The sequence below is a fragment of the Desertivirga xinjiangensis genome (genome assembly GCF_024436435.1).
GTDB classification, from domain to species: Bacteria; Bacteroidota; Bacteroidia; order Sphingobacteriales; family Sphingobacteriaceae; genus Desertivirga; species Desertivirga xinjiangensis.
This window is the reverse complement of the sequence record NZ_JAFMZP010000001.1, coordinates 795303-820357: the sequence shown is the minus strand read 5'-3', so window position 1 is coordinate 820357 and position 25055 is coordinate 795303. Positions and strand designations below refer to the sequence as shown.

Below are 25055 nucleotides of genomic sequence, written 5' to 3'. Positions count from 1 at the left end.
AGTATTGAAAAATTTCTATATTTAAATTTTCATGTATGCATTCAAACGAGATCCTATTTCACAAACCATACCTTCCGCAAGAGGCTTTGCAAATGATGCAGGATGCTCTTAAACCCAATAATTCGCTTTTCAAGGGAAAATACCACACTTTAAATCAGCAACTAATAAAAAGAACTTACAAGTCGCAGGAAGTTGTATTTACCTCCTCTTGTACCGATGCCTTAAACCTGGCTTCTTTGCTGCTGAAGCTTCAGGCAGGCGACGAAGTTATCGTTCCATCCTACACCTTCCCGTCCGTAGCAAACGTTTTTGCTAACAGGGGTATTGGGATAAAACTGGCTGACAGCCTGGCGCATCATCCTAACCTCGATGCCAGGCATGCAAGAACCCTGATAAATGATAAGACCAGGGCAATTATCTTTATGTCTTACGGAGGGCAGGCAGAAGGAATAGAAGAGGCAGCAAGGCTGGCAAAAGAGGCAGGCATTTTTTTGATAGAGGATGCCGCTCATTCGTTTGACTCTATGCATGAAAGAAAACATTTGGGAAGCATTGGCGATGTGGCCGCCTTCTCCTTTCATGAAAGCAAATCCGTATCATGTGGTCAGGGCGGGATGTTGCTGATTAATAATCCAGCACTGCTTGATGAGCTGAAATCGGTGGTATCGCACGGCACCAATAAGTGGCAACTGGACAAAGGTTTGACCACAGAGTATAACTGGACAAGCCTTGGGGCCGAATTCAATTTGTCTGAACTGAATCATGCGCTTCTTCAAAGCCAGTTCAAAGAAGCAGATATCATACAAGCAGAGCGAAAAAAAATATGGTTTAGATACTATGGTCAACTGGAAGAGCTTTGCAGAACATCTTTAAAATTTCCCATACAAGCCTTTCCTGACTCTAATTTTTATATATTTTATATACTTACTACAAACAAACAGGAAAGACAACAGCTAATTGCATTCCTAAAAAATCGAAACATTAGTGCTGCTTTCCATTATACTGGTTTACATAAAAGCGACTATTACCGGAAACATTTCGGAAGCGTATATTTACCGCAAGCAGATAAATTTTCCGACAGACTCCTGAGGCTTCCGCTTTATCCTGGTCTTGGCGAGAATGAGACAGACCAGATTTGCCTCAGTATCAGAACATTTTACAATCAATAGTATGTCAAAGTTATGGTTTAGCGTTACTGCCAAAGATGCTTATGCAGGAAATGAAGAAAGTTTTGCAGAGGTGGAAGGAGAAAGCTGGGCACAAAGTTTACTTGCAAATTACGAGCCCATCAAAAAAGAGTTTTCAGACTACCTGGCTGCGCATGGCATGGTGCCCTACTTTCATCAATCCATGGTTAACAAAAAAGATACATGGAAAACGCTGGGACTTAAATTCTGGAATATTATAGTCTATAAACACAGGTCTTCTTTTCCATTTACTTATAAATGGTTAAGTCAGAACCCCGAAGTTATAGCCTTGTCGTACAGCAAACTTGAACCCTTCAGCAGGATACTGCCGCATGTAGGTGATACAAATGGCATTTACCGGGTTCATTTAGGCGTTGACATTCCTGAAGGGCTTCCCCGCTGTGGTTTTAGAGTAAAAGATGTAAAGCGGCCATGGGAAGAAAAAAAATTCCTGGCATTCCTGGATGCTTTTGAACATGAGGCATGGAATGAGACGGAAAAAAGCCGGGTGATCATGATGATCGACGTCATCAGGCCAGAGTTCCGGAAAAAGCAGTCATATATCTGTAAACAGGTGATCGCCTCACTAGCACTACAGAAATTAGCTGCAATGCTGCTTATCCATAACCATAAACCAGAGGCCAAGCCTGTGGCGGTACCGCTCTGGTTCAGACGAATGATGGCGTACGCTATGTTAGCAGCGTTGTCTGTAATTCTTCCGGTAAGAAATATAGTGGCAAGGATGATAGCTAAGTGACTCCGGCTGGAGGAAATCTCATCTCCCCTTTGTCGTAAATCACCTGCATAGGGTCTAAGAGATCAAATGGAGAAATTTTAAGTCCCTGGATCTTCTTTTTGAACTTACTGTAAGAACGTTCATCCAGTTTGTAAATATTGACTCCGGCTTCTTTCCCTATCAGTTTGTAGCCCATTAGCTTGTTATAAGCTACTGCCCGGGGATTTGAAACGAGCACTTTAATGTAAATGCTTTGCAAACCGATACTAAACGCAAAATCATTCAGCAGGATGGAAGCCGTCATTGCATATGTATCTTCCCTGTGCTCTTTATCAGCAATAAAAATACCTGCATTACCGACGGCTCTCTGTGCCCAGTTTATATCAGCTCCGTATATTAACCCGATGGGAGTTCCTTTATCCATAATCAGGAAATAAAGATTTTCAGGAGTATTTATTTTTTCAAACCACTCCCGCTGCATCTCAGCTGATATATGATCCCTGAAAACCATATACTGGCGAATATCTTCAGAGTTTCTCCAGTTCCGAATCATTTCAATCTCCTCTATGGTAACTCTTGTTAGTGCTATCTCTCCCCGAATGATCTTCATCGCGCATTATTCTTTCCTAAGTACCTTAAATAAACTCTAATTGAATTTAAAGTTAGTTCTGCCAGCTTAAAAAATGAATACCCTGAACGTCCATACTTTCTTTCACGATGGCTTACTTCCGCATAGGCAATTTTCAGGTCAAGCCTGGCAAACAAAGCCTCAGGCAGGATACTATTTTGAAGTTCAGCAATAGGAATCAGGGAAAATACAGTTCTCCGGATCAGCCGGAAAGATGAGCCTTTGGCCGGAACCTTAAATATCGGAGAAAGTATTCTTTTAACCAAAGCTGAAGAAACTTTTCTTGGCCAGCTCCCTTTCCTGGAATTTGTTATACCGTATACGATATCCGCAGATGTTGACGCTTCCTCTGCAATCAGTCTTTTGATATCAGCCGGATCATATTGAAGATCATCGTCTATGGTGACAATATATTCACCCTTTGAATGACGAAGGCCCGTCAATAAAGCAGCCGATTGCCCTTTATTCGTGTCATGACGATAGTAGTGCAAAGAGGGGTTTTCAGTACATAAGCGCAATATCTCTGTGAAGCTGTGATCAGTGCTGGCATCATCCACCAAAATAATCTCGTAAGAGAATGGATAAAGTGTATCAATAAGGTTTGCAGTAAGTTCCCTGAGGCTTCTTTCGGAATTATAGACCGCAACAAGCACGGAATATTTTATGTCCAGATCAGCTGCCAACCAGCAATCCTCCATCCATTCGAATAGTGACCCCTGTAATCCATTTCGAAGCATCGGAAAGAAGGAAGATCGCCGCATGCGCAACATCATCAGGCTCCCCTAACCCCAATGGATATCGTTTCACGTGATCATCCACCGTATCTGCAGCAACATTTTCTGACATCTCATCAAAAATAGGTGTTTTTACCAAAGCCGGCGACAAGCAGTTGGCGCGTATCAGTTTTCCCGCACTCTCTATGGCAACAGTCCTGGCAAATGCCTCAAGAGCCGCTTTAGAGGCCGAATAAGTACTGCCGCCAATAAACGGGTTCTGGCTGGCTATTGAAGATATAAAAACAATAGAGCCTGCTTTTTTTATCTTCTTATTTTTGAGCAGTAAAGATGTAAGCTGAACCGGCGCATAAAAATTGAGAGAGAAAGTAGCATCCACTTTTTGCCTGCTAAAATATTGAAGAGGATAAGGCTCTACTATGCCGGCACAATGAACTATCCCATCCACCGGGCTGCACTGTTCAACAAGCCTTACAATCTGTGTTGGATCTGATAGATCTGCCTGAAGTTTCTGATGCCCTTGCCCGGCAAGTTTCTCAAGTACCATTTCCAGTTTCTGAGCATTCCTGCCAACGAGGATCAGGCTGGCTCCATATTCAGCACACTTTAAAGCGGTAGCTTTTCCAATGCCCGAAGAAGCTCCGGTGATAAGAATATTTTTCCCTTTTAAGGAAAACGCAGAACTAGCCGTCATACTCTATCAGGTCGTGAATGAAAATACTATCAGTTTTCAGAATAAGAGAGGCCCAGGAAAGGCCTACACCGAAACCACTCATTAGGAGGGAGCGTTCCTGACTGCTAAGCTCATCCTTTATCTGGCTCACCATAGTGAGCGGAATCGATGCCGAGCTCGTGTTTCCAAAATTCTTCAGAGAATACGGAACTTTTTCAAGCGGAAACTTTAATTTTTTCCGTATGGTTTCGTTCATGATTAAGTTTGCCTGATGCATGAGGAAAAAGTCTATGGTTTCGGGAGAATGACCTGTACGCGAAAAAAGCTCGTTTATACTCTCAGGCACCGTGTTTATTGAAAACTCAAAAACCCTGGAACCATCCATGTGCAGGTGAGTCCGGCCTTTACGGTAACCCAATCGTTTTTTCTCGATCTCATGCGTTCCATCTTCAAGAGGCTCTTTTGAACCGCCGCCCGGAACCATAATAGCATCATATCCGCTTCCGTCACTCCCGGTACTAAAGACTATTTCGCCACTATCTTCCACATACTCCAGGGCTGTGGCTGAACCTGCATCACCAAAAAGCGGAAACGTCTTCTTATCTTCAGGGCTTACCGTAAGTGTACTGGTGTCACCACAGAGCAGCAGTCCTTTTTTAATTTTAGCTGCAGACATCATACCTGCGATCACCGATATCCCATAGGGATAACCAGAACAACCAAGGGGAACATCAAAGGCGATGCAAGATTTTGGAAGTTTTAATCGATCTTGTAATACGATTGCGGTACAAGGCAATAAAAAGTCCCTGGTTTGTGATACGTAAATTAGAATTTCTATTTCTTCAGGGGCCCATTCCATGGCCTTAAGCAAGGCTTCAGCACTCTGATAGCATAGATCAGAACAAGTGACAGAAGCTTGCACCTTTCTTTTACTATCCACACCAATCGTTTTTAACATAAAGGCGAGTTCTTTTTCCTCTAAATGCAAGAAATCCCTATTGTGCTCTATATGGCTTGGTACACAAGCCGACACCCCTTTTAATGTTACATTTGGAATAGTAAAGAACGGCATATTGACAGGAGGTTATATCAAACTATATTAAATCATATTAGCTTATATCAAATTATATAAGTCGGCAACGGTTTCACATTCTCTAAGCTGGCTGAATGTAATGGAGGTGTCCAGTTCTGACTCAAACATAGCAACAATGATCATTGCATTTAGTGATGTCCAGTTTTCCAGATCTCTGAAATTAGTTTCGGGCTTAATATCCACATCTTCCATGTTCTCAAATGCATCCTGCAGTTTTGCTATAAAGTCCTGTATACTAATTTTCTCCATAAAAATAAAAAAACGAATATAAGAAATAGAGTTGGATACATTTCGGTTTTAACGGCTCATTCAACGAAAACGCAAAAACTTCAGCCAGCTAATTTGTTTTGAAGTAACACTTCCCATGATTATCCGTGACGTGTTGGCGATTGAAGTACCTCCAGGGAATAACTTCCCTCAACGATATTCAGCCCTCGCTAGCACCGTGCCGCGTGTGCTAAAACAGCGACATGCCAGCCCCAGCTAAGTTCCTGCGCTCAACTTAAATCTTCTACTTTAAACTTATGTTACAGGCATCAACACGAAAGATTTAGATGAAAAGGTAACCAAGATCATTTTCTTCAGAAGGCACTCGTTTTAATATTGTATATACAAAATCAATAACCCAGAATGTCTGATAGTGATCGTAAAAAGCCGGGACGGCAATCAGGTCAATATGATAAGATCATTAGGGAGAACCTCGAAGTAACACTTCCAATTATTATCAAGGAGGTGTTAGGTATTGAAGTATCCTCTATTGAAGAGCTCCCCGACGATATTCAGCACACCAAAGAAAGAAGACCTGATGGTCTTAAGAAAATCACCACTAGCAGCGGTGAAACCTTTGTGCTTCACATCGAATTCCAGTTAATAAACGACAATGAGATGATTTACCGGATGCTTGAATATAGAGCCATGCTGATGCGGCTGTACAAGCTCCCGGTGAAGCAGTATGTGATCTTTCTTGGCGAACAACTACCGCCAATGGTTACTCACATCAATGACGATCTTCTTCAATATAGTTACCCGCTTTTGATGATCTCGGAGATGAACTACCGGCTGTTTCTGAACTCAGACAATCCGGAAGTGAAGATGCTCGCCTTACTGGCTGACCTCACAAACAAAGACCCTTATTCTATTGTAAAAGAGGTAGTAACAGGAATACAACAACATACCAAAGGCGATTTGACCGGGAGTAGATATTTCAACCAATTACGTATCTTTGTAAAGTTACGCAGCAGATACAACCACAATTTGAAAAGGTTATGCAATCAGTAAGTCTATTTTTTAAGGAAGAAGAGGATTTCCTCTACAAAAAAGGTGCAGAAAAAGAGCGTGCTAAAGCAGAAGCTAGAATGCGTGAAGAGCGCGCTAAAGCAGCGGAAGAAAAGCGTAATATAGCCCGTCAGTTTAAGAAGATAGGCGTCTCTGTTGAAGATATTGCAAAAGCGACCGGCCTGTCCCCGGAAGAAATAGAAGGCCTATAAGCATATTTGGGTTGTTGGCACCCATGCCCCTTACCACCAGCTTGAGCAAGAGGTCCTGAAACAAGTTCAGGATGATGAAGAAACAAGTCTGTCAGGAGTCGGAGACTGCTTTTTTATTTCTGAATCCTTAGGAGCCGCTGACGCGAACTCTAAAGACAGGCGACCAACATAGCCACTACCTCCAGGCAGCGGCTATATCATTAACATCCCAGAAAGAGTAAGCTCCTTACTCTTAACTTGAAACTTACCAATTAAAACTTAGAACGTCCCCTCCTCCCCTTCCATTTCGCAAACCAATACTCCATATGCATGTGGCTCCATAGGTAATGCAATTCCTCCTGCACAGGAGTGATCACCTCATCATCTACATCCGGCCAGAATTGCTTCTTAGCATCCAGTTCGCGGAAGATCTGCAGCAGCTGCGCTTCAGAGTATAGATCCTTACCATAGCCGCAGGCGAGAAAGTAATCCCTGGCAGCTTCGCACTGTTCATCGGTACCGCTTGCCACCATATAGCTAAGCCGCCACATAAAGTCTTTGAGCAGCGTTTCGAGCTTTAGGTCGAGCAGACTGTCCAGCATTTTCAGATTAGACGGAACCAAAAGATCCAGCTTCCTCCATTCAGAGGAGAACTCATCGCTAATTTCCTCATACTGCTTAAAGCGATTTTTGTGCTTTTTCATTGCCGGTGCTCCTTTCCAGTTTGAAGCCGAACAAATAGACTAAGAGATTCTTCGAGCCTGCATTGCGGAACAGGCTGGCAGCAGGGAACACCTTGTGCCACTGCTGATTCATTTTTCTGTTGACGCATTTTTAGAAAAATAAAATATATGCTCAGGTCACCGCGTCAACAGTCGGAGAACCGAATAGAGGCCGGACTTACACCGGATTGCCTGAGCTTTATTATCAATAAGAAAATTTGATTGGATTGCTCCAACCGTTGACGCACCGTAAAGATGGGAAAAATCACACGAATTCACCAGGTTAATACCTGAAAAATGACAAATTATAGAGCTACACTTCTAAAGATTGATGAGAAAATTCAGATCTTACACCTGGCGCACACCTCAATATATACCGGCTCATCACTGCTCCTTCATCATCAATAATGTAGTACTCAAAGATATTCTTTGAAGGCTACTGAGTATTGGCAGCATCGCCCAGTAGCCGGATACGTTACTCTTAATTCCAGAAGTTGTTATTCAAATGTTTTCTAAAATAAATACCACCTCCAATGATAGAAATAGGGCTGTTATGTTTTTCAGCAGCTAGGCATAGGGCTATGAACACAATGGGGCAGAAAATGAAAACGATAAAATTCCTCATGTCAAAATGATGTTAATTTGCGTTTAAATTTGGTTTGGAGTGATCTCTCGCCTGGTCAATTAAATCAATTAAGTCGATTAGGTCTATTACCTCCTCCTGGGTGGCAAAAGTATCCCAAATCTTCATCCATTCTTAAATACGTCAGGCAATGGTCTATCACTATCGAAACGTGATAGAAAAAATTGGCACGGAATGCTATTTCTTGTCTTCTACGCCGAAAGCTTTCCAGAAAGTGCAATACACCTGAGCCTCAGGCGGGGAGTAATTTTACTTACTCGCAATTACAAAATTGTTACCCAATAACTAGTTTAGTACTCAAAAAATGGCGACTTTGCAGAGCATTACTTCTCAAAAGGGGTAATTATTGATGAGGATTCAAAAAATCGAATTTAAGATAGAGTTTTCGATCACAAAGATCAGTAACCATATCCTTGTAAGATAATTTCATGGGATTACTATTAGACTTAACCACAGGTACCGGAACCCTGTTATTTTTACTGTTTTGTATTCATTTGTTCTTTGCTGAAACAGGTAACAGGGTATTGAACCGCTTACTGATCATCCCAATACTGGCACGAGTAGCACTGAACACAGGCTTCCTTCTAATAAATAGCCAGCAACTGATCAATTTCCCATATTTCCTAAAGTTTGCTGTGACCCTTTCCTTCGCAGTGCCAGCCTGTTTTTATCTTTATATCCATTACTTTATAAATGACCTGAGTCGAATTAGAAAAAAGGACCTGGTACACTTCATTATTCCCGTTCTTGCTGTAATCGACAACTTGTACACCTGGTTTTTCTCAAATATCGACCTGGTTGACGTGGCTGCTCATATTATGAAGAACAGGCAGTTTTTCAGCACGATACAAAATGGTTTTTTTCCTGCTCAGTATTACTACTTTGCATTCCATTCCCTCTTTATAGTTTATTTGTTTTTTGCGTGGCGGGATCTGTTCAAATCAGGCATTCTGCATAAAAAGAACAGCATTGAGAAAAAATGGCTGTTAACCTGCCTCATTCCCGCAAGCCTTTCCCAACTCATTAGCATATCTCCTTTGCTGTTTCTAAAAAACCCTCATGCTATTCAGTCTAGTAATACCATACATATAGCCATAGTACTTAATTGCCTGGTATTTTTTGCACTGGTAGTCTTTATGATTCACCATCCCCGCATCATGTATGGATACCTCATAGTTTCGGGTAATAAGATACCCCATGCAAGATCCTTTGAAACACAAGATACTGCGCTTGAAGAGCCGGAAGGTTCGCAACAGCCTGCTACAGTTAAAAAGCTAAACCTTACTTCGGAACAGGCAGCTGTTTATATCGAAGATATGAACAGCCATATGGAAGAAAATAAGCCGTTTTTAAATAGCAAGTTTCAAATCATACATTTGGCTCACCATCTAGATATTCCCGCTCACCACTGCTCTTTCATCATCAATAATGTGATGGGCAAGAACTTCAGGGATTGGGTGAATGGCTATAGAGTAGAATATTTTATTCAGAGCTATCGGGATAAAGCAGAGACCATGACAATCGATGGAATAGCGTACGAATCAGGGTTTAATAGCATCACCACCTTTTACAGGGCCTTTAAAAAAGAAACGGGGATGATGCCTTTGAATTATTTGCAGAGAAGTAAGGTTGAAACCTGAGGTTCTGGAGTTTAAGTATTTCTTTGCGAAAGAAAACTACGATTTTATCAAACCGAGAAACCTAGCTGTGGTGATCTGTGGTTATCAATTAATCGCCAGGCTAAGTCACCAAAGTCAATCTTAAAATAAGAAAGGCTACCGAGCATTGATCCTAATCTCAACAGCTCAGTAGCCAGGTAGATATTTTTTTACTTTTTAATTCCAGAAATTTTCATCTAATTTATTTCTCAGGTAAATACCACATCCTATAAAAGTTGCGAATGCGACTGCGTAAAGAATGGAAGCATGGTCCTGATGTTCTTCGGCCGCCAGGCACAGTGAAATAAATGCAATTGGACAGGAAATGAAAACAATAAAATTTGTCATGTCAAATGATGTTAGTTAAGTTTAATTTTTTTTTAAAGGAATTCTCAATATGGTAAATTACCTCCCCTTGTTGTGCAAAATTATCCCAACACATTAATGCATTTAAAAATCTGGGATGAAATGGTCTATCACTATCGAAAAGTGGCAGAAATTGGCATGAGGACATTATTTTCGAGGTTTCAAAATTGAATAGTGATAGTATTTCGACTAAAGAATAAAGTTTTAAGCTGTCCTTTTAGCTGCTCCTCCCTGTCAGATTTATCCTCGTCCGCACACGCTGTGCTCAATAGATAGCCCGGACTTAGGCTAAGAGCATTTTATAGCGTCGCCCGTAGCCTGACACTTCCAGGCTATTTCCAGAAACTGTTTTCAATTTATTTCTCAGGTAAATACAGCTTCCAACGAAGATTACAAAAGCGAGTGTATAAAGGATAGAAGCAGGGCCATTAAGTTTTTCAGAAGCCAGGCATAGGGCAATAAATACAGTGGGGCAGGAAATGGAAACGATGGTTTTTTCATTTCAAAATGATTTCAATTGAGGTTTAATTTTAATTCAGGGTTCTCAACCAGGTCTTTACCCTTCCCTTGCTGGTAAAATTAACTGAACAGTTCCAGGTATCTCAAAATATGCGGTGAATGGTCTATCACTATTGAAAGGTGAAAGAAATTGAGCTGTAGAAACTACATTGATAAGATCATTAGGGAGAACCTCGAAGTAACACTTCCCATTATTATCCAGGAGGTGTTGGGTATCGATGTAGATTCCAGTGAAGAGCTTCCCGACGATATTCAGCACACCAAAGAGCGAAAACCTGATGGTCTTAAGAAAATCACCACTAGCAGCGGTGAAACCTTTGTGCTTCACATCGAATTCCAGTTAATAAACGACAATGAGATGATTTACTGGATGCTTGAATATAGAGCCATGCTCATGCGGCGGTACAAGCTCCCGGTGAAGCAGTATGTGATCTTTCTTGGCGAAGAACTACCTCCCATGGCTACCAGCATCAATGACGAGCGTCTTCAGTACAGTTACCCGCTTTTTATGATCTCGGAGATGAACTACCGGTTGTTTCTGAACTCAGACAATCCGGAAGTGAAGATGCTGGCATTGTTGGCCGATCTCAAAAACAAAGACCCTTACTCCATTGTAAAAGAGGCAGTAACGGGAATACAGGAACATAGCAAAGGTGACTTGACAGAGAGCCGACATTTCAACCAATTACGTATCTTTGTAAAGTTACGTAGCAGTATACAACCACAATTCGAAAAGGTTATGCAATCAGTAAGTCTATTTTTTAAGGAAGAAGAGGATTTCCTTTACAAGAAAGGTGCAGAAAAGAGCGTGCTAAAGCGGAAGCCAAAATGCGTGAAGAGCGTGCTAAAGCGGAGGCCAAATTGCATGAAGAGAAGCGTAATATAGCCCGTCAGTTTAAGAAGATAGGCGTCTCTGTTGAAAATATTGCAAAAGCCACCGGCCTCTCCAAGGAAGAAATAGAAGGCCTATAAGCATATTTGGGTTGTTGGCACCCATGCCCCTTACCACCAGCTTGAGCAAGAGGTCCTGAAACAAGTTCAGGATGACGAAGAAATAAGTTTGTCAGGAGTCCGAGATTCCAGCTCGCGGAAGATCTGCAGCAGCTGCTTTTCCGAATAGAAATTCTTCCCATAGCCGCACGAAAGCACTATTCCCTATTTCAACACAAAGTTTGCGATGAAAAGGTAACCAAGATCATTTTCTTCAGAGGGAATGGGTATTAATATTGTATTTATAAAATCAATAAACCCATCATGTCTGATAGTGATCTTAAAAAGCCGGGACGACAATCTGGTCAATATGATAAGATCTTTCGCGAAAACCTTGAAGTAACACTTCCCATCATTATCCAGGAGGTGTTGGGTATCGATGTAGCTTCCAGTGAAGAGCTTCCCGACGATATTCAGCACACCAAAGAGCGAAAACCTGATGGTCTTAAGAAAATCACCACTAGCAGCGGTGAAACCTTTGTGCTTCACATCGAATTCCAGTTGGTGAACGACTATGAGATGATTTACCGGATGCTTGAATATAGAGCCATGCTCATGCGGCGGTACAAGCTCCCGGTGAAGCAGTATGTGATCTTTCTTGGCGAAGAACGACCACAGATGGCTACCAGCATCAATGACGATTGTCTTAAATATAGTTACCCGCTTTTGATGATCTCGGAGATGAACTACCGCTTGTTTCTGAACTCAGTCAATCCGGAAGTGAAGATGCTGGCCCTGCTGGCCGATCTCAAAAACAAAGACCCCTACTCCATTGTAAAAGAGGTAGTAACGGGAATACAAGAACATACCAAAGGTGACTTGACAGAGAGCCGATATTTCAACCAATTACGTATCTTTGTAAAGTTACGTAGCAGTATACAACCACAATTCGAAAAGGTTATGCAATCAGTAAGTCTATTTTTTAAGGAAGAAGAGGATTTCCTTTATAAGAAAGGTGCAGAAAAAGAGCGTGCTAAAGCGGAGGCCAAAATGCATGAAGAGAAGCGTAATATAGCCCGTCAGCTTAAGAAGATAGACGTCTCTGTTGAAGATATTGCAAAAGCGACCGGCCTGTCCAAGGAAGAAATAGAAGGTCTATAAGCATATTTGGGTTGTTGGCACACAAGCACCTTACCACCAGCTTAAGCAAGAGGTCCTGAAACAAGTTCAGGATGACGAAGAAACAATTTGTCAGGAGTCGGAGACTCCTTTTTATTTTTGAATCCTTAGAGCCGCCTTGCGAACTCTAAGGACAGAATTCGTCGCTTCTCTCGGCACACCTAAGGACAGTCGCCAACAGTCGCGACATAATGCGCGTGCTAACGCATGATGCATTAAACCCCACAAAGACATAGCCACTACCTCCAGGCAGCGACTATATCATTAACAGCCCATCATTAACACCCCACACCGGCTAAGCGCCATGCCCTAAACCTACCACTTAAAACCTAAAACTTACAACTCAAACTTCCCCTTCCTCCCCTTCCACTTCTCAAGCCAATACTCCATATGCATGTGGCTCCAGAGGTAATGCAATTCCTCCTGCACAGGAGTGATCACCTCATCATCCACATCCGGCCAGAATTGCTTTTTAGCATCCAGTTCGCGGAAGATCTGCTGCAGCTGTTTTTCCGAATAGAAATTCTTCCCATAGCCGCAGGAAAGAAAATAATCCCTGGCTGCCTGGCACTGTTCATCCGTACCGCTTGCTACCATATAGCTAAGCCGCCACATAAAGTCTTTAAGCAGCGTTTCGAGCTTCAGATCCAACAGACGACAAAGCATTTTAAGGTTAGAAGGAACCAGGAGATCCAGCTTCCTCCACTCAGAAGAGAACTCGTCACTGATTTCCTCATACTGCTTGAAGCGATTTTTGTGCTTTTTCATTGCCGGTGCTCCTTTCCTTCCTGAAGGCTGACAAATAGATCCATGGGTTCATTGAGCCTGCATGGGGAAACAGGCCGGCAGCAGGAAGCACCTGGTGCCCCTGCTGATTCATTTTTCGTGTGACGCATTGAAAAACAAAATAAAAACCCAGGTCACCGCGTCACACGCCGGATGTCCGGAAGAGTGCGAGGACTTACACCTGCTTGCCTGGGTATATCATTAATAAAAAAATAGACTGGATTCTCATCCAGCATGTGACGCACTGTAAAGATGAGAAAAATCAGAGACATTCTGAAAAATAATTATGACGCAAAATAAAGCCCGTAAAGGCGATATTTTTCACTTCCTACATAAGACATCATTTATAGCACATCAAGCGCTGCAAGGGCAACCTAAACGTGTTTTAAGCTATTTTTTCACAACCTAAGCTTTACACAAACGAATAAGTTTACTAAATAGGCTTGACAGTAGAGTTGACAACACAAAAAATCTTACTTATATTACTTGACATGATGTCTGCAATCATCGAAAATAATTGAGCTTATTTTCGTCTTCCAATAATCAAGCCCCCTTTGCCGCCAGATTGATCTGTTCTGTTCTTAAAAGGTTCGCAAAGAAATATTATCAGGCCTGCCAGGCATTCGGAAAAGCAAGCCTCCGTGTTCGGCAGTTTCCGAAGGTTTCCCGAAGCGGCTTCGCTTTTTTCCGAAGCCTTCCCGAACACTTCCCGAAGAAAGGGTATGTTTTCCCGAAGACTTCCCGAAGAAACCTCGAAGCCATCCGCTACCAAGGGATAACCTTTCCCGAATCTTTCCCCTAGACTTCCGCTATAGTTATCGAACAGAGGGTTACCATTCCCGAAGGAAAATCACCTGCTTTAAGAAGTTTTAATTGATTAATGAGAGATTTAATACAAGCCTTCAGGCCCGAAGCAGATCTTTATTCCGGCAGAAAATACACTGTAGAAGTCAGGATATTGGTTTTTAAATTTGGCTGCAGAGTCATTATATCCATCCAATCCCTCTCCTATGGTAACATTCATCTGGTAGTTCAAATTAAGGATATATCGGGTATAACCCCAACGATCCAAGATATTAAAATTAATACCTGTATTGATAGGAATCGCTATATTACTGCTCTTATCATCTCCAGTGAAGATATGACCATCTGCTCTTTGACGGACATTATCGGTCATCTTATTTTGAATGATACCCACACCGGTTCCAACATATAGCCCGCGAACTGCGTATAAAAAATTACTGCTCTCGAAGTCTACAAACTGGCCTAACTGAGCCTTTCCATTTACCGTGAATGCCATATAACTGTTCTTGAAGAACCGCCCATGAGGATCAAGCTCCTTGTCTCCGCCACTAAGCGTTCCTTTTTGAACCTCCAATCCCGCAGAAACAAAGGGAGTCAGATTGTAATCAAGGTTACCAATGATAGATTGGTTGTAACGTGTCTTTTCTAAATCAGTAAAAGCTGTGTTAACACCCAAACCCACCCCTGCACTAAGGCGGTAATAGTTATATTGGCCAGATACGTTTAATGCAAATAAACAACCGATAATAATAAGGAGATATATTTTCAAAGCGCTGGAAATTATTTTTCGTCACGAAATAAAGTAAAAGAAATCAGATCCCCAAAAACTGAGGAATCTTTCTAACTGGTTTCAGAAAAGCGGCCAATCTCGGAAACTTTATTCCATTGATCTTCATTGCTTTTAAATCCGCTTCATTAGCTTTCCTCCTGTTCTCCAAAGAGCTGTTACTCATCCCTCCTGCTCTCATTTTCACCATTAACTTTGGGAGATATACAGACTTCAGTTTATACTTATGCATAAAGCGGATCATCAACTCATAATCGCAAGCGCTTCCGAGATCTAAACGGTAGTTTCCATACTTTTCAAACAATTCTCTTTTGGCATAAAAGGTAGGATGAGCCGGCATCCACCCCCATTGAAACATACCATGCTTGTACGGCTTCGAGCGCCATTTTCGCAGAGGTCTATCGGTGTTTTGCTGATCAACGTACCAGAGGTCACCATAAAGGACATCGGCGTCAGTTTTTGAAATTTTTTCAGCTATTGAGGAAACAACGTCTGGAGACGCAAAGAAATCGTCAGCATTTAACAGGCCCACAATGTCGCCGGTCGCCATATTTATTCCTTTATTCAGGGCATCGTACATTCCTTGGTCACTTTCGGAAAGAAACCTGTTTATTTGATGTTCGTAACTCTTAATAATGTTTATCGTATTATCTGTCGATCGTCCGTCTACAATAATGTACTCTAAGTTTGGGTAAGACTGCTGCATCACAGAAGAAATACAATCTCTTAGAAATGACTCGGCATTGAATGTGACGGTAACAATAGATATTTTCAAAATTTTGTGTTTTTTTTTACAAAAATATCAAAAACTTGCAGTAATATTGCAATAAGTTATACTTTCTACACTAATGAGTTTTAATCCAATAAGGGATAACATATTTCTGATTTTAGTTGCTGTAATACTATTATCATCTTGTGCTTCGAGATATAAAAATGCAATCTTGACGAGCAAAACCGATAGGATCACCGACACCCTGAAAAGTGTTTTTGTGGTTAATGACCATGGAATGGATGATGCTTATTACAAAATTAAACCGAACGATATACTTGCGTTGCGGAACCTGCAGAATATTGAATTTGGTGCCCAGGCCGGCCAGGGCGGTGGAAACGTGAATCCTGTACAATTTTTCGTTGAAAATGACGGGCAGGTAAACTTGCCAGTTATCGGTAAAGTTAAGGTAGGCGGCTTAACACGGAGGGAAGCCAAAGCAAGAATTGAAGAAGTCTATAGTAAAGAACTTTTGAAGGACCCTATCATTGAGCTTTCAGTAGTTAACTTAAAAGTTACGGTACTCGGCGAGTTTGGCACTCAGGGTAATTATTTACTGCAGAAAGATAATACTACCCTAGTTGACATTTTGGGCGAATCAGGTGGCCTGACAGAGCGCGCAGACCCTAAAAAATTGAAAATAATTCGTGGGGACCGCGCTAATCCTGAAATAATTTACGTGAACCTTAAGAATGCAAATAGCTTGGCAAGTGAGAAGCTAATCTTGCAAAACAATGATATCATTTATGCTGAGCCGAGGAAGCTTTACTCTACTACTGAAAGTGCATCAACCCTACGCTCTTTTATTCAACCTGCATTGACAGTTGTTAACCTGGCATTGATAATTTATAACCTTAGCAAATAATGAACGGTTCCGAATTACAGGAAAAGAAACTAATCGATCAGAAGATCGATTATTTTAAAATATTAAAGATATTCTGGAGCCGATGGTACTGGATCGCGGGTTGCATGATTTTAGCTGGCGGAATTGGATATCTCTATCTATGGTATACTCCCGAAGTCTTTACGACTTCTGGATCGCTTAAGTTTGAGGAAAAAAGTGATTATAGCAAAATTCTGGCTGGTGCCCTGAAGCCGACTCATAATAACACCGTTCAGTCTGAAACTTATGTCATTAAATCAAGGGATGTAATTTTAAACGCAGTAAGCAGACTGGATTATAAAGTTTCTTATTTCCTACGGGGAAGAGTCAGAACAACTGATGCCTATCCTAAAAAACCATTTCCAATAGAAATAATCCACCAGGATTCTATAAACTTTTTCAAAGACTATTTTGAATTAACACAAATTGACAGGAAGAAATTTCTCCTTTCCTTTAAACGGGGAGCAAAATTAGTTGAAAAAGAATATTCGTTCGGAGATCGGATAAAACTGCTTGGAATTACATTTAAAGTAAAAGAAAGTAATGCAGCCCCAGGAGCCTCTTACATGATTAAATTCAATGCAAGAGAAGACTTTTTATCCAGAATTAACAGCGGCCTATTTCTAAAAGAAGCACCAAACAGCACCAACATTCTGCAATTAACTTACAGAGATCATAATCCAGTTTTTGCAGCAGATATTCTCAACGCTCTTATGCAAGAATACGTGGCCTACGACTTGAAAGAGCGTGGAACTTCGGCTTCACAAATAATAGAATTTATAGAACAACAGCTCAAATTTCTATACGATCAGGTACAAGAAACCGGAGGAGCTTTAGAAGCGTACAAGAGATCTAATAAGATTGTCAATCTGTCTACAAGTACCCAAATGAGTATCGCGAGATTGACGACACAACAAACTCAACGAAATTCTTTGAAAGTTGAAGAACTTGCGATAAATCAGCTTGAAGAACAAATAAGAAATAATAAGGATGAAATAGCCTTAAATCTTAATTTAGAAGGCTCTTTGGGGGGCTTACTTGCGAATCTAGTTGGTCAGCTTAATAAGTACATTCTTGAAAGGGAGGGGAAACTTACCCAATTTAATCCCAATTCTCAAACTATTCAGATAATAGACAAACAGATCGCCGAAACTAAAAAAGCCATAATAACCAATATAAGATTGTATCGGGAGCGAAACAAAAGAACACAAAAATATGTGGAAAGTCAGATCGCTTCCGCGGAGCGGGAACTCAGCAATATTCCTAGTGCTGAACGAGATTTTGCTAAACTTCAATCTGATTTCGACATCAATCAGAAGGTTTTCTCTTTACTTTCTGAAAAACGACTAGAATCACAAATTATGCGTGCAGCTGTTGTTCCGGGGGCCGTCATTGTCAACGCGGCTGTTGGCACATCTGTGGTGTCACCTATTCCATCAAAAATTTACACAAATGCTATTTTGCTTGGATTGGTAGTTGGATTGGGCATGGTTCTGTTGGTCCGGTTACTTAATCCCTATATTTATGATAAAGAAACTGTTGAGAGTTTAACTAGTACCCCTATTATTGGTGTAATTCGTCAATTTCCAGGTTATATCGATCAAGATAACAGACAAGCTCTTTCGCTCCAAAAACCAAAATCTGTATTTGCTGAGTCAGTTAGGTCGGTAAGAACAAATCTAAGTTTTCTTGCCGGAGAAAAAGACAGCAAAGTAATATGTATTACTTCTGAAATAGCTGGAGAAGGAAAATCGTTTGTTTCAGTAAACCTGGCGAGTACCCTCGCATTGATAGACAAAAAAGTTATTTTGATAGGAGCGGATTTAAGACGGTCAAAACTGCATCGAACTTTTAATATTGAAAACAACAAAGGGTTGAGCAGTTTTCTTTCTAAACAGACACCATTTGAACATATAATTTATAAAACAAGTCTGGAAAAACTTGACTTCGTTCCATCTGGTCCTGTCCCCCCAAACCCTTCTGAACTACTCCACAGTAGTAACATGATTGGCTTGTTAGAAAGGTTGAAAGAGGAATATGATTATATTTTGTTGGATACTGCACCGGTGGGTCTGGTATCTGACTCTATTCCATTAATTAGAAATTCAGATATCAATTTGTTTGTCATCCGATCAGGCGCATCAAAAACATCTGCTGCTGCTATTCCCGACCGTCTAAGTATGGAGTACCATTTAAACAACGTTGTCATTGTATTAAACGCCTTTATTGATGACGCTTTACATTCCAGATATTACAAGAGTAACTATTCTGGTGCATATGGGCAGTACTATTATTATTCAGATTATTCAGGGTATAGTTCTTCAGGATATTACACAGACGATAAAAAGAAATCGTGGTGGAAATTTTGGAAAAAGAGTTAGTTATAGACACATTAAGTGTGATACCTCAGCTGATAATAAGATATGAAACAAGAGAAAGGAAATAATCTTAAATGGTATCCTGTGTACACTAATCCACGTTCGGAGAAGAAGTCTTTTGAGCTGTTAAAGATGAAGGGTATCGAGGCCTATCTTCCTCTTCAAAGACAACTTAAACAATGGAGCGACCGGAGAAAATGGGTCGAAGAGCCCGTATTAAGATCATATTTATTTGTAAAAATATCAGAAAGAGAACAAGCTGATGTCTTGTCAACAAGAGGGATTAGTCGTTTCATTTATTTCTCTGGTAAAATAGCTAGCATCCCAGAACAGCAAATTGAAACTCTTAAGTTATTATTAGCTTCAGAGGCAGATTTTGAACTAGTTGACAGAGATTTCGAAAAAGGAGAATTAGTTGAAATTACTGCTGGAATTCTGAAAGGGCTACAGGGAGAACTTTTAGATATTTATTCGCAAAAACGACTGTTGATTCGAATTGATCATACAGGACAATCGATACTAGTACAAGTGCCTGCGGTGTTTTTGGACAAAGCATCCTATAGAGTGGACTGAAGTCTACTTATCATTTCATAATAAGTTATATACAGCAGTTGCCCGATAAGAAATGTGACTGACGGGGCGAAGCTGTGAAATATTAATTGATATTATCGAGACAAGAAGAATGATTAAAAAGCCGAAGATTCTTTTTATTACTCTAAAAACATTCAGTCTGACAGGTGGCGTTGAAACAGTATGTCGAAGTTTGGGATATGCTTTTCAACAAATGCATGATTCAGGGGAAATAATTTTTTCGATGTACTCACTGTATGATACAGAAGTTAACGAGAAATATGTTCGGAAAGGATGTTTTACAGGTCTTGGAGGAAAAAAAGGAAGGGCTATTTTACATTCCATAAAAAAGGGTATCCAATCAGATACAGTCATATTAAGTCATATAAACCTTGCCCCGATTGGACTTGCAATCAAACTCGCTTCACCCTCTACCCGATTAATTATTTGGACACACGGTATAGAGATTTGGCGGCCATTAAATGCTCTTAAAAAAGCTCTTCTAAAACGTTCGGATGATGTCATCGCAGTTAGCCAGTTTACCGCGAAAGAAACTGAGAAATTGCATGATGTAGGAAAAAAAAATGTGAAAGTGATTGCGAATGCCTTGGATCCATTTTTTTCCCCACCGGATCTAACTTACGTTCAATCCGAACCAGAACAGCAGCTTATTGATACACTAAAAAAGAAATATTTCATCAAGCCCCATGCAAAAATTTTCCTTGCACTAACTCGGTTGAAAGGCACTGAAAAAAACAAAAATTATGATAAAGTCATTAGGCTCCTTGGTGAATTAAAAAAAGAAGGAGTAGATATCAATTATATTTTGTGTGGTAAATATGATGAGGAGGAGTACATTAGAATTAAGACTATAGCTGAAGAATGTGCAATGGAAGACAATGTCCATCTCACCGGGTTTATCCCGGACAATGAATTACAAAGTCATTATCAAATGGCGGACGCATTTGTACTGCCTAGTACAAAAGAGGGATTTGGGCTGGCATTTATTGAGGCGCAAGCCTGTGGTTTGCCTGTCCTTGCAGGAAATCTTGACGGTTCAACAGAAGCTGTTAAAAGTGCAATAGCTGGTGTACTAATAAATCCTTATGACACTTCGGCGCTTAAATCTTCTTTAAGAATGCTTGCAAATCAAGATTCATCCCAATCTGTAAAGCAGATGATTCAGAAGCAATGCCTCGAGCACTTTTCATTTTCATTATATAAAGAAAAGATTAAGGAACTGCTTTTTAGTGCTAACTAATATTCAAGATTTAGAATTACATTATACAAACAAGATGCAAACTGCCTCAACTACTGAAACCTGGGATTTAGAAATCAAACCGAAAACCAAGCTTCTAGATCTGCACTTAAAAGATGTCTGGAAATACAGAGACTTAATGGTCCTTTTTGTTAAAAGAGATTTTGTTGCCCAGTACAAGCAAACAATTCTGGGTCCAGTGTGGCACTTTATTCAACCAATACTGACGACCATGATGTTTGTATTAGTATTTGGTCGCATAGCGAGAATACCGACAGAGGGGGTTAATCCAATTCTCTTTTATTTATCGGGGATTACTATTTGGAATTATTTCTCGGCTAGTCTTACTAATACCTCTTCGACCTTTATTTCAAATGCTCATATTTTTGGTAAGGTATATTTTCCTCGTTTAGTTATGCCTATTTCAGTTATTCTATCAAACTTAATCCGGCTAGGCATTCAATTTCTTCTTCTTTTTTCGGTTATGGCATGGCGATATTTACAGGGGGACTTAATCCTTATTACTTGGTATTGGTTATGTATTCCACTTATAATCCTTTTAATGGCAGGAATTAGCCTGGGTTGTGGGATCGTTATCTCATCTTTAACGACCAAATATCGTGATTTTAATGTACTTTTAGGCTTTATAGTTCAATTAGGTATGTATGCTACGCCTGTCGCATATCCTTTATCTTACTTGAAAGGTAAGGGTTTTAAGTGGATTGTAGACTTAAATCCTTTGACATCAGTAGTTGAAGCATTTAGGTACTGCCTGCTAGGGCGAGGCACCGTAGAGCCAACTTCAATACTTTATTCGATTGTATTCATGCTTATCGTTCTCTTTATCGGAGCAATATTGTTTAATAAAACGGAAAAAACATTTATGGATACCGTCTAGGATACCAATAACAATATTAAAATATTATTTAATGACTGAAACTGTAATAAAAGTAGAAGAGCTCTCTAAACAGTATCGCCTTGGAAAAATCGGTACAGGCTCCCTGGCTCACGATCTCAATAGATGGTGGCATTCTATGCGGGGCAAGGACGATCCCTATTTGAAGATAGGTCAGATCAATGATCGGACAACCAAGGGCAATAGTGAATATGTGTGGTCACTCCGTGACATAAATTTTAATATTCAACAAGGAGATGCAGTTGGTATTATTGGTAGAAATGGGGCAGGAAAAAGTACTCTTTTGAAGGTATTAAGCCGGGTTACTGCGCCAACAACAGGCTCTGTAAAAATTAAAGGAAGAGTTGCTAGTCTATTAGAAGTAGGTACTGGCTTCCACCCTGATCTTTCCGGCCGGGAAAATATTTATCTAAATGGCGCTATCTTAGGAATGCGCAAAGCTGAAGTGCGAAGAAAATTCGATGAAATAGTAGATTTTGCTGGAGTAGAGAGATACATCGATACTCCTGTTAAACGATACTCCTCTGGAATGTACGTTCGCTTGGCTTTTGCAGTAGCAGCTCACCTTGAATCGGAAATCCTTATAGTTGACGAAGTCTTAGCTGTTGGTGATTCTGAGTTTCAGAAAAAATGTCTCGGGAAAATGGGCGATGTCAGTAAAGGCGAAGGTCGTACTGTTCTCTTTGTTAGCCACAATATGGGGAGTATTAAGGAATTATGCAATTCAGGCATCTTATTGAGCAATGGGACTATTCAAGCTACTGGAGAAATTAATGATGTTTTGGATAAATATAAAACGAATTCATTTAGCGCGTCTCCTCTATGGGAGAACTCAAAACAAAGCAAAAAACCATTAACAATCACTAAGATATCTATAAAAAACGAATCAGGATCCCTTTCAAATCTTTTTTCTATCAACGACGAGATCCTAATTGAGGTAGAAGCAACGGCGTTTGAAGATTTAAAAAATTCAACGATCGCTATAAACATTCATTCAGGAGATGGGGCTCACATTTTATCTATTGAAGATATAAGTAGTTATCCAACGCTCATCAAAATTAGAGAAAAAGGATTCTATTCCCTAATTTGTAAAATTCCCAAAAAGCTTCTTAACAAGGGCGTTTATACAGTGCGGGTTGGCTCCGGGATAATAAGGGTTCAGAATTTTATGAATATCCACGAACTATCATTTGAAATCATTAACGATGCTGAAGAAGAAAGAGTAACAAATCACTTAAAAGGATATATTTATCCCAATGTGAGTTTGCAATTCCAATATCAAAAACATAATTAATGTCATTAGCATATATATTAAGAAGAAGAAATGTACAAAGAACCAAAAATCATTGCAGAAATAGGATGTAATCATAAAGGAGACATGCAAATTGCCAGAGATTTAATCGCGACTGCGGCCCTTTTTTGCAAAGCGGATGTCGCTAAATTTCAAAAAAGAAACAATAAAGTGCTGCTTTCTGATGAAGAGTACAATACACCTCACCCTAACCCAGCAAATTCCTATGGAGATACCTATGGTGCTCATCGCGAGTTTCTTGAATTTGATCTTGAGCAACATAAACAATTAAAAAAATGGTGTGAAGAATATGGCATTGAGTATTCAACCTCTGTTTGGGACATTGAATCTGCAAAAGAAATTGTGACTTTAAACCCCAAATTGATCAAAATTCCTTCTGCATGTAATTTAAACAAAGAAATGCTCGAATACCTTTGTAAAAACTATGAAGGAGAAATTCATCTTTCATTTGGAATGACATCACAAGAAGAAGAAGAGATGATTGTTAAATTCTTTGAAAGCGAAGGAAGAGCAAAGGATGTCGTACTCTACAGTTGTACATCAGGATATCCTGTCCCATTCGAGGATATATCCCTACTTGAGATCGTAAGAATTCGTGAAAAGTTTGAAAATAGAGTAAAAGCTATTGGATTCTCCGGCCATCACCTCGGTATAGCTGTCGACTCTGCCGCTATTGCATTAGGAGCTGAATGGGTGGAAAGACATTTTACACTTGATAGAACGTGGAAAGGAACAGATCATGCAGCTTCACTTGAACCTGATGGAATGAGAAAATTAGCTCGCGATTGCAGGGCGGTTCATAAAGCACTAACCTATAAGGAGAAAGAAATTTTGGATATTGAAGACGTACAACGTAATAAACTAAAAAAGAACCAAATAAGGTGGTAATTGCATTTATACCAGCAAGGGGGGGGAGTAAATCCATTCCCCTTAAAAACATAAAAGATTTCTGCGGAAAACCATTGATCTACTGGAATCTAAAAGCACTATCAGATACTGAAGATGTTCATCAGATCGTGGTAGCTACAGACTCTATTGAAATAGAAAAAGAGGTTCTTAGGTTTAAGCTTCCTAAGGTTGAGATATACAAACGGTCGGCAGAAAATGCAGCCGACACTTCAAGCACTGAGTCGGTAATGCTTGAGTTTATACAAAGTAGGAAAACCTCAATCTCTGATGATGACATTTTTCTTTTGGCGCAGCTGACAAGCCCATTCACCACAGCAAATGATTTTGCCAGTGGCATAAAAAAATTTAGGGAAAGCACCTGTGATTCACTTCTAAGCTGTGCGACAAATAAAAGGTTTTTTTGGGATGAAGAAGGAAATCCAATAAATTACGATTTCAAGAAACGACCTCGAAGGCAGGAATTCAAAGGGGTGTTTGTGGAAAATGGAGCTTTCTATATTAACAAAGTTGGGAATATTGTACGAGAAGAAAATCGTCTATCTGGTAAGATCAGCATTTATGAAATGCCTGAATTTACTCAGTTGGAGATAGATGAGCCTCATGATTGGATTATTGCGGAAGAACTGTTTAAATCGATGGTATACAAACATTTTTATGCATCCTTGAGCGAACGTCTGAAAAAAATCAAAATCGTTCTGTCTGATGTCGACGGAGTTCTCACAGACGCCGGCATGTACTATACAGAAACTGGCGATGAGATGAAAAAATTTAATACAAGAGACGGGAAAGGTTTTGAGTTGCTTCGTAACCAAGGTTACATAACAGGCATAATCACTACCGAAAACACCGAAATGGTTAGTAGGAGAGTAAAAAAATTGAAGTTGGACTACATATATCAGGGACTAGCTCACCTCGGCAAACTAGGAGCTATTGAAGAGATATGTGCAAAGGAAAACTTAGGACTTGAAAATGTAGCTTATATCGGAGACGATGTTAATTGTATGGAAGCATTAAAAGGAGTTGGAATAGCGGCTTGCCCTAACGATGCAGATCCAGAAGTAAAAAGAATTGCTGGAATAAATATCTTAAAGCTAAAGGGGGGACAGGGAGTTTTCAGAGAGTTCTCTGCACTAATTCTCAAATAAACGT

General features: G+C 40.2%; 24 protein-coding genes. 15 read left to right on the top strand and 9 right to left on the bottom strand.

Translation table 11 applies throughout. The annotated features are described in order from the left end of the window. Positions 1 to 35: 35 nt before the first annotated feature. Complete coding sequence (locus J3P37_RS03445) at positions 36 to 1169, top strand: aminotransferase class V-fold PLP-dependent enzyme (protein WP_256009603.1); 1134 nt, start codon at positions 36 to 38, stop codon at positions 1167 to 1169. A 1-nt stretch (position 1170) separates the two neighbouring features. Beyond that, positions 1171 to 1944 (top strand): aspartyl/asparaginyl beta-hydroxylase domain-containing protein, encoded by a 774-nt coding sequence (locus tag J3P37_RS03440; RefSeq protein WP_256009602.1) that lies wholly within the window; start codon positions 1171 to 1173, stop codon positions 1942 to 1944. Here J3P37_RS03440 and J3P37_RS03435 read toward each other — a convergent pair. The 5 genes from J3P37_RS03435 to J3P37_RS03415 form a co-directional block, all read right to left on the bottom strand. Further along, the gene (locus J3P37_RS03435) at positions 1937 to 2533 is read right to left on the bottom strand and encodes a GNAT family N-acetyltransferase (RefSeq protein WP_256009601.1); all 597 of its coding nucleotides are present in this window, start codon (positions 2531 to 2533) and stop codon (positions 1937 to 1939) included. The genes J3P37_RS03440 and J3P37_RS03435 overlap by 8 nt on opposite strands. Next, positions 2530 to 3288, bottom strand: a complete 759-nt coding sequence (locus tag J3P37_RS03430) for a glycosyltransferase (RefSeq protein ID WP_256009600.1) — start codon at positions 3286 to 3288, stop codon at positions 2530 to 2532. The genes J3P37_RS03435 and J3P37_RS03430 overlap by 4 nt, the downstream gene beginning before the upstream one ends. Next, positions 3224 to 3979, bottom strand: a complete 756-nt coding sequence (locus J3P37_RS03425) for an SDR family NAD(P)-dependent oxidoreductase (RefSeq protein ID WP_256009599.1) — start codon at positions 3977 to 3979, stop codon at positions 3224 to 3226. The genes J3P37_RS03430 and J3P37_RS03425 overlap by 65 nt, the downstream gene beginning before the upstream one ends. Beyond that, complete coding sequence (locus tag J3P37_RS03420) at positions 3969 to 4916, bottom strand: 3-oxoacyl-ACP synthase III family protein (protein ID WP_256009598.1); 948 nt, start codon at positions 4914 to 4916, stop codon at positions 3969 to 3971. The genes J3P37_RS03425 and J3P37_RS03420 overlap by 11 nt, the downstream gene beginning before the upstream one ends. A gap of 156 nt (positions 4917 to 5072) precedes the next feature. After that, positions 5073 to 5300 (bottom strand): acyl carrier protein, encoded by a 228-nt coding sequence (locus J3P37_RS03415; RefSeq protein WP_256009597.1) that lies wholly within the window; start codon positions 5298 to 5300, stop codon positions 5073 to 5075. Positions 5301 to 5681: 381 nt separating this feature from the next. On the opposite strand from J3P37_RS03415, the gene J3P37_RS03410 reads away from it, so the two are divergent. Further along, a complete protein-coding gene (locus J3P37_RS03410; RefSeq protein ID WP_256009596.1) occupies positions 5682 to 6329 on the top strand; it encodes an RpnC/YadD family protein in 648 nt (215 codons plus the stop codon). Continuing rightward, a complete protein-coding gene (locus tag J3P37_RS03405; RefSeq protein ID WP_256009595.1) occupies positions 6317 to 6538 on the top strand; it encodes a hypothetical protein in 222 nt (73 codons plus the stop codon). Before J3P37_RS03410 ends, J3P37_RS03405 begins: the two co-directional genes overlap by 13 nt. 251 nt (positions 6539 to 6789) lie before the next feature. Here the strand turns inward: J3P37_RS03405 and J3P37_RS03400 are convergent, their stop codons facing one another. Continuing rightward, entirely contained in the window at positions 6790 to 7221 is a 432-nt protein-coding gene (locus tag J3P37_RS03400; protein WP_256009594.1) for a hypothetical protein, read from the bottom strand. A gap of 1089 nt (positions 7222 to 8310) precedes the next feature. Here J3P37_RS03400 and J3P37_RS03395 point away from each other — a divergent pair. The 3 genes from J3P37_RS03395 (at position 8311) to J3P37_RS03385 (ending at position 12516) form a co-directional block, all read left to right on the top strand. Beyond that, positions 8311 to 9522 carry an AraC family transcriptional regulator gene (locus J3P37_RS03395; RefSeq protein ID WP_256009593.1) on the top strand — a complete coding sequence of 404 codons (1212 nt, stop codon included), beginning with the start codon at positions 8311 to 8313 and terminating at the stop codon, positions 9520 to 9522. 1033 nt (positions 9523 to 10555) lie between these two features. Continuing rightward, positions 10556 to 11311, top strand: coding sequence for an RpnC/YadD family protein (locus tag J3P37_RS03390; protein ID WP_256009592.1), 756 nt, complete (start codon positions 10556 to 10558; stop codon positions 11309 to 11311). Positions 11312 to 11679: 368 nt separating this feature from the next. Continuing rightward, on the top strand, positions 11680 to 12516 hold the full coding sequence (locus J3P37_RS03385; protein WP_256009591.1) for an RpnC/YadD family protein: 837 nt from the start codon (positions 11680 to 11682) through the stop codon (positions 12514 to 12516). Between the two features lie 354 nt (positions 12517 to 12870). On the opposite strand, the gene J3P37_RS03380 is transcribed toward J3P37_RS03385, so the two are convergent. From J3P37_RS03380 to J3P37_RS03370, 3 genes are all read right to left on the bottom strand, one after another. Beyond that, positions 12871 to 13302 (bottom strand): hypothetical protein, encoded by a 432-nt coding sequence (locus J3P37_RS03380; protein WP_256009590.1) that lies wholly within the window; start codon positions 13300 to 13302, stop codon positions 12871 to 12873. Between the two features lie 907 nt (positions 13303 to 14209). After that, entirely contained in the window at positions 14210 to 14893 is a 684-nt protein-coding gene (locus tag J3P37_RS03375; RefSeq protein WP_256009589.1) for a hypothetical protein, read from the bottom strand. Positions 14894 to 14936: 43 nt separating this feature from the next. After that, positions 14937 to 15686 carry a glycosyltransferase family 2 protein gene (locus J3P37_RS03370; protein WP_256009588.1) on the bottom strand — a complete coding sequence of 250 codons (750 nt, stop codon included), beginning with the start codon at positions 15684 to 15686 and terminating at the stop codon, positions 14937 to 14939. Positions 15687 to 15852: 166 nt separating this feature from the next. On the opposite strand from J3P37_RS03370, the gene J3P37_RS03365 reads away from it, so the two are divergent. The 8 genes from J3P37_RS03365 to J3P37_RS23030 all read left to right on the top strand — a co-directional run bounded on the left by J3P37_RS03365 (position 15853) and on the right by J3P37_RS23030 (position 25051). Next, positions 15853 to 16545, top strand: a complete 693-nt coding sequence (locus tag J3P37_RS03365) for a polysaccharide biosynthesis/export family protein (protein ID WP_256009587.1) — start codon at positions 15853 to 15855, stop codon at positions 16543 to 16545. Beyond that, complete coding sequence (locus J3P37_RS03360) at positions 16545 to 18944, top strand: GumC family protein (protein ID WP_256009586.1); 2400 nt, start codon at positions 16545 to 16547, stop codon at positions 18942 to 18944. Before J3P37_RS03365 ends, J3P37_RS03360 begins: the two co-directional genes overlap by 1 nt. A gap of 42 nt (positions 18945 to 18986) precedes the next feature. Then, positions 18987 to 19514: a UpxY family transcription antiterminator gene (locus tag J3P37_RS03355; protein WP_256009585.1), complete on the top strand. Its 528-nt coding sequence runs from the start codon at positions 18987 to 18989 to the stop codon at positions 19512 to 19514. A gap of 109 nt (positions 19515 to 19623) precedes the next feature. After that, a complete protein-coding gene (locus J3P37_RS03350) occupies positions 19624 to 20772 on the top strand; it encodes a glycosyltransferase family 4 protein (RefSeq protein ID WP_256009584.1) in 1149 nt (382 codons plus the stop codon). Beyond that, a complete protein-coding gene (locus J3P37_RS03345) occupies positions 20762 to 21667 on the top strand; it encodes an ABC transporter permease (protein ID WP_256009583.1) in 906 nt (301 codons plus the stop codon). Before J3P37_RS03350 ends, J3P37_RS03345 begins: the two co-directional genes overlap by 11 nt. 31 nt (positions 21668 to 21698) lie before the next feature. Next, a complete protein-coding gene (locus tag J3P37_RS03340) occupies positions 21699 to 22979 on the top strand; it encodes an ABC transporter ATP-binding protein (RefSeq protein WP_256009582.1) in 1281 nt (426 codons plus the stop codon). A gap of 30 nt (positions 22980 to 23009) precedes the next feature. Continuing rightward, complete coding sequence (locus tag J3P37_RS03335) at positions 23010 to 23885, top strand: N-acetylneuraminate synthase family protein (RefSeq protein WP_256009581.1); 876 nt, start codon at positions 23010 to 23012, stop codon at positions 23883 to 23885. Next, positions 23879 to 25051: a cytidylyltransferase domain-containing protein gene (locus J3P37_RS23030; RefSeq protein WP_256009579.1), complete on the top strand. Its 1173-nt coding sequence runs from the start codon at positions 23879 to 23881 to the stop codon at positions 25049 to 25051. Before J3P37_RS03335 ends, J3P37_RS23030 begins: the two co-directional genes overlap by 7 nt. The last annotated feature ends 4 nt before the right edge of the window (positions 25052 to 25055 follow it).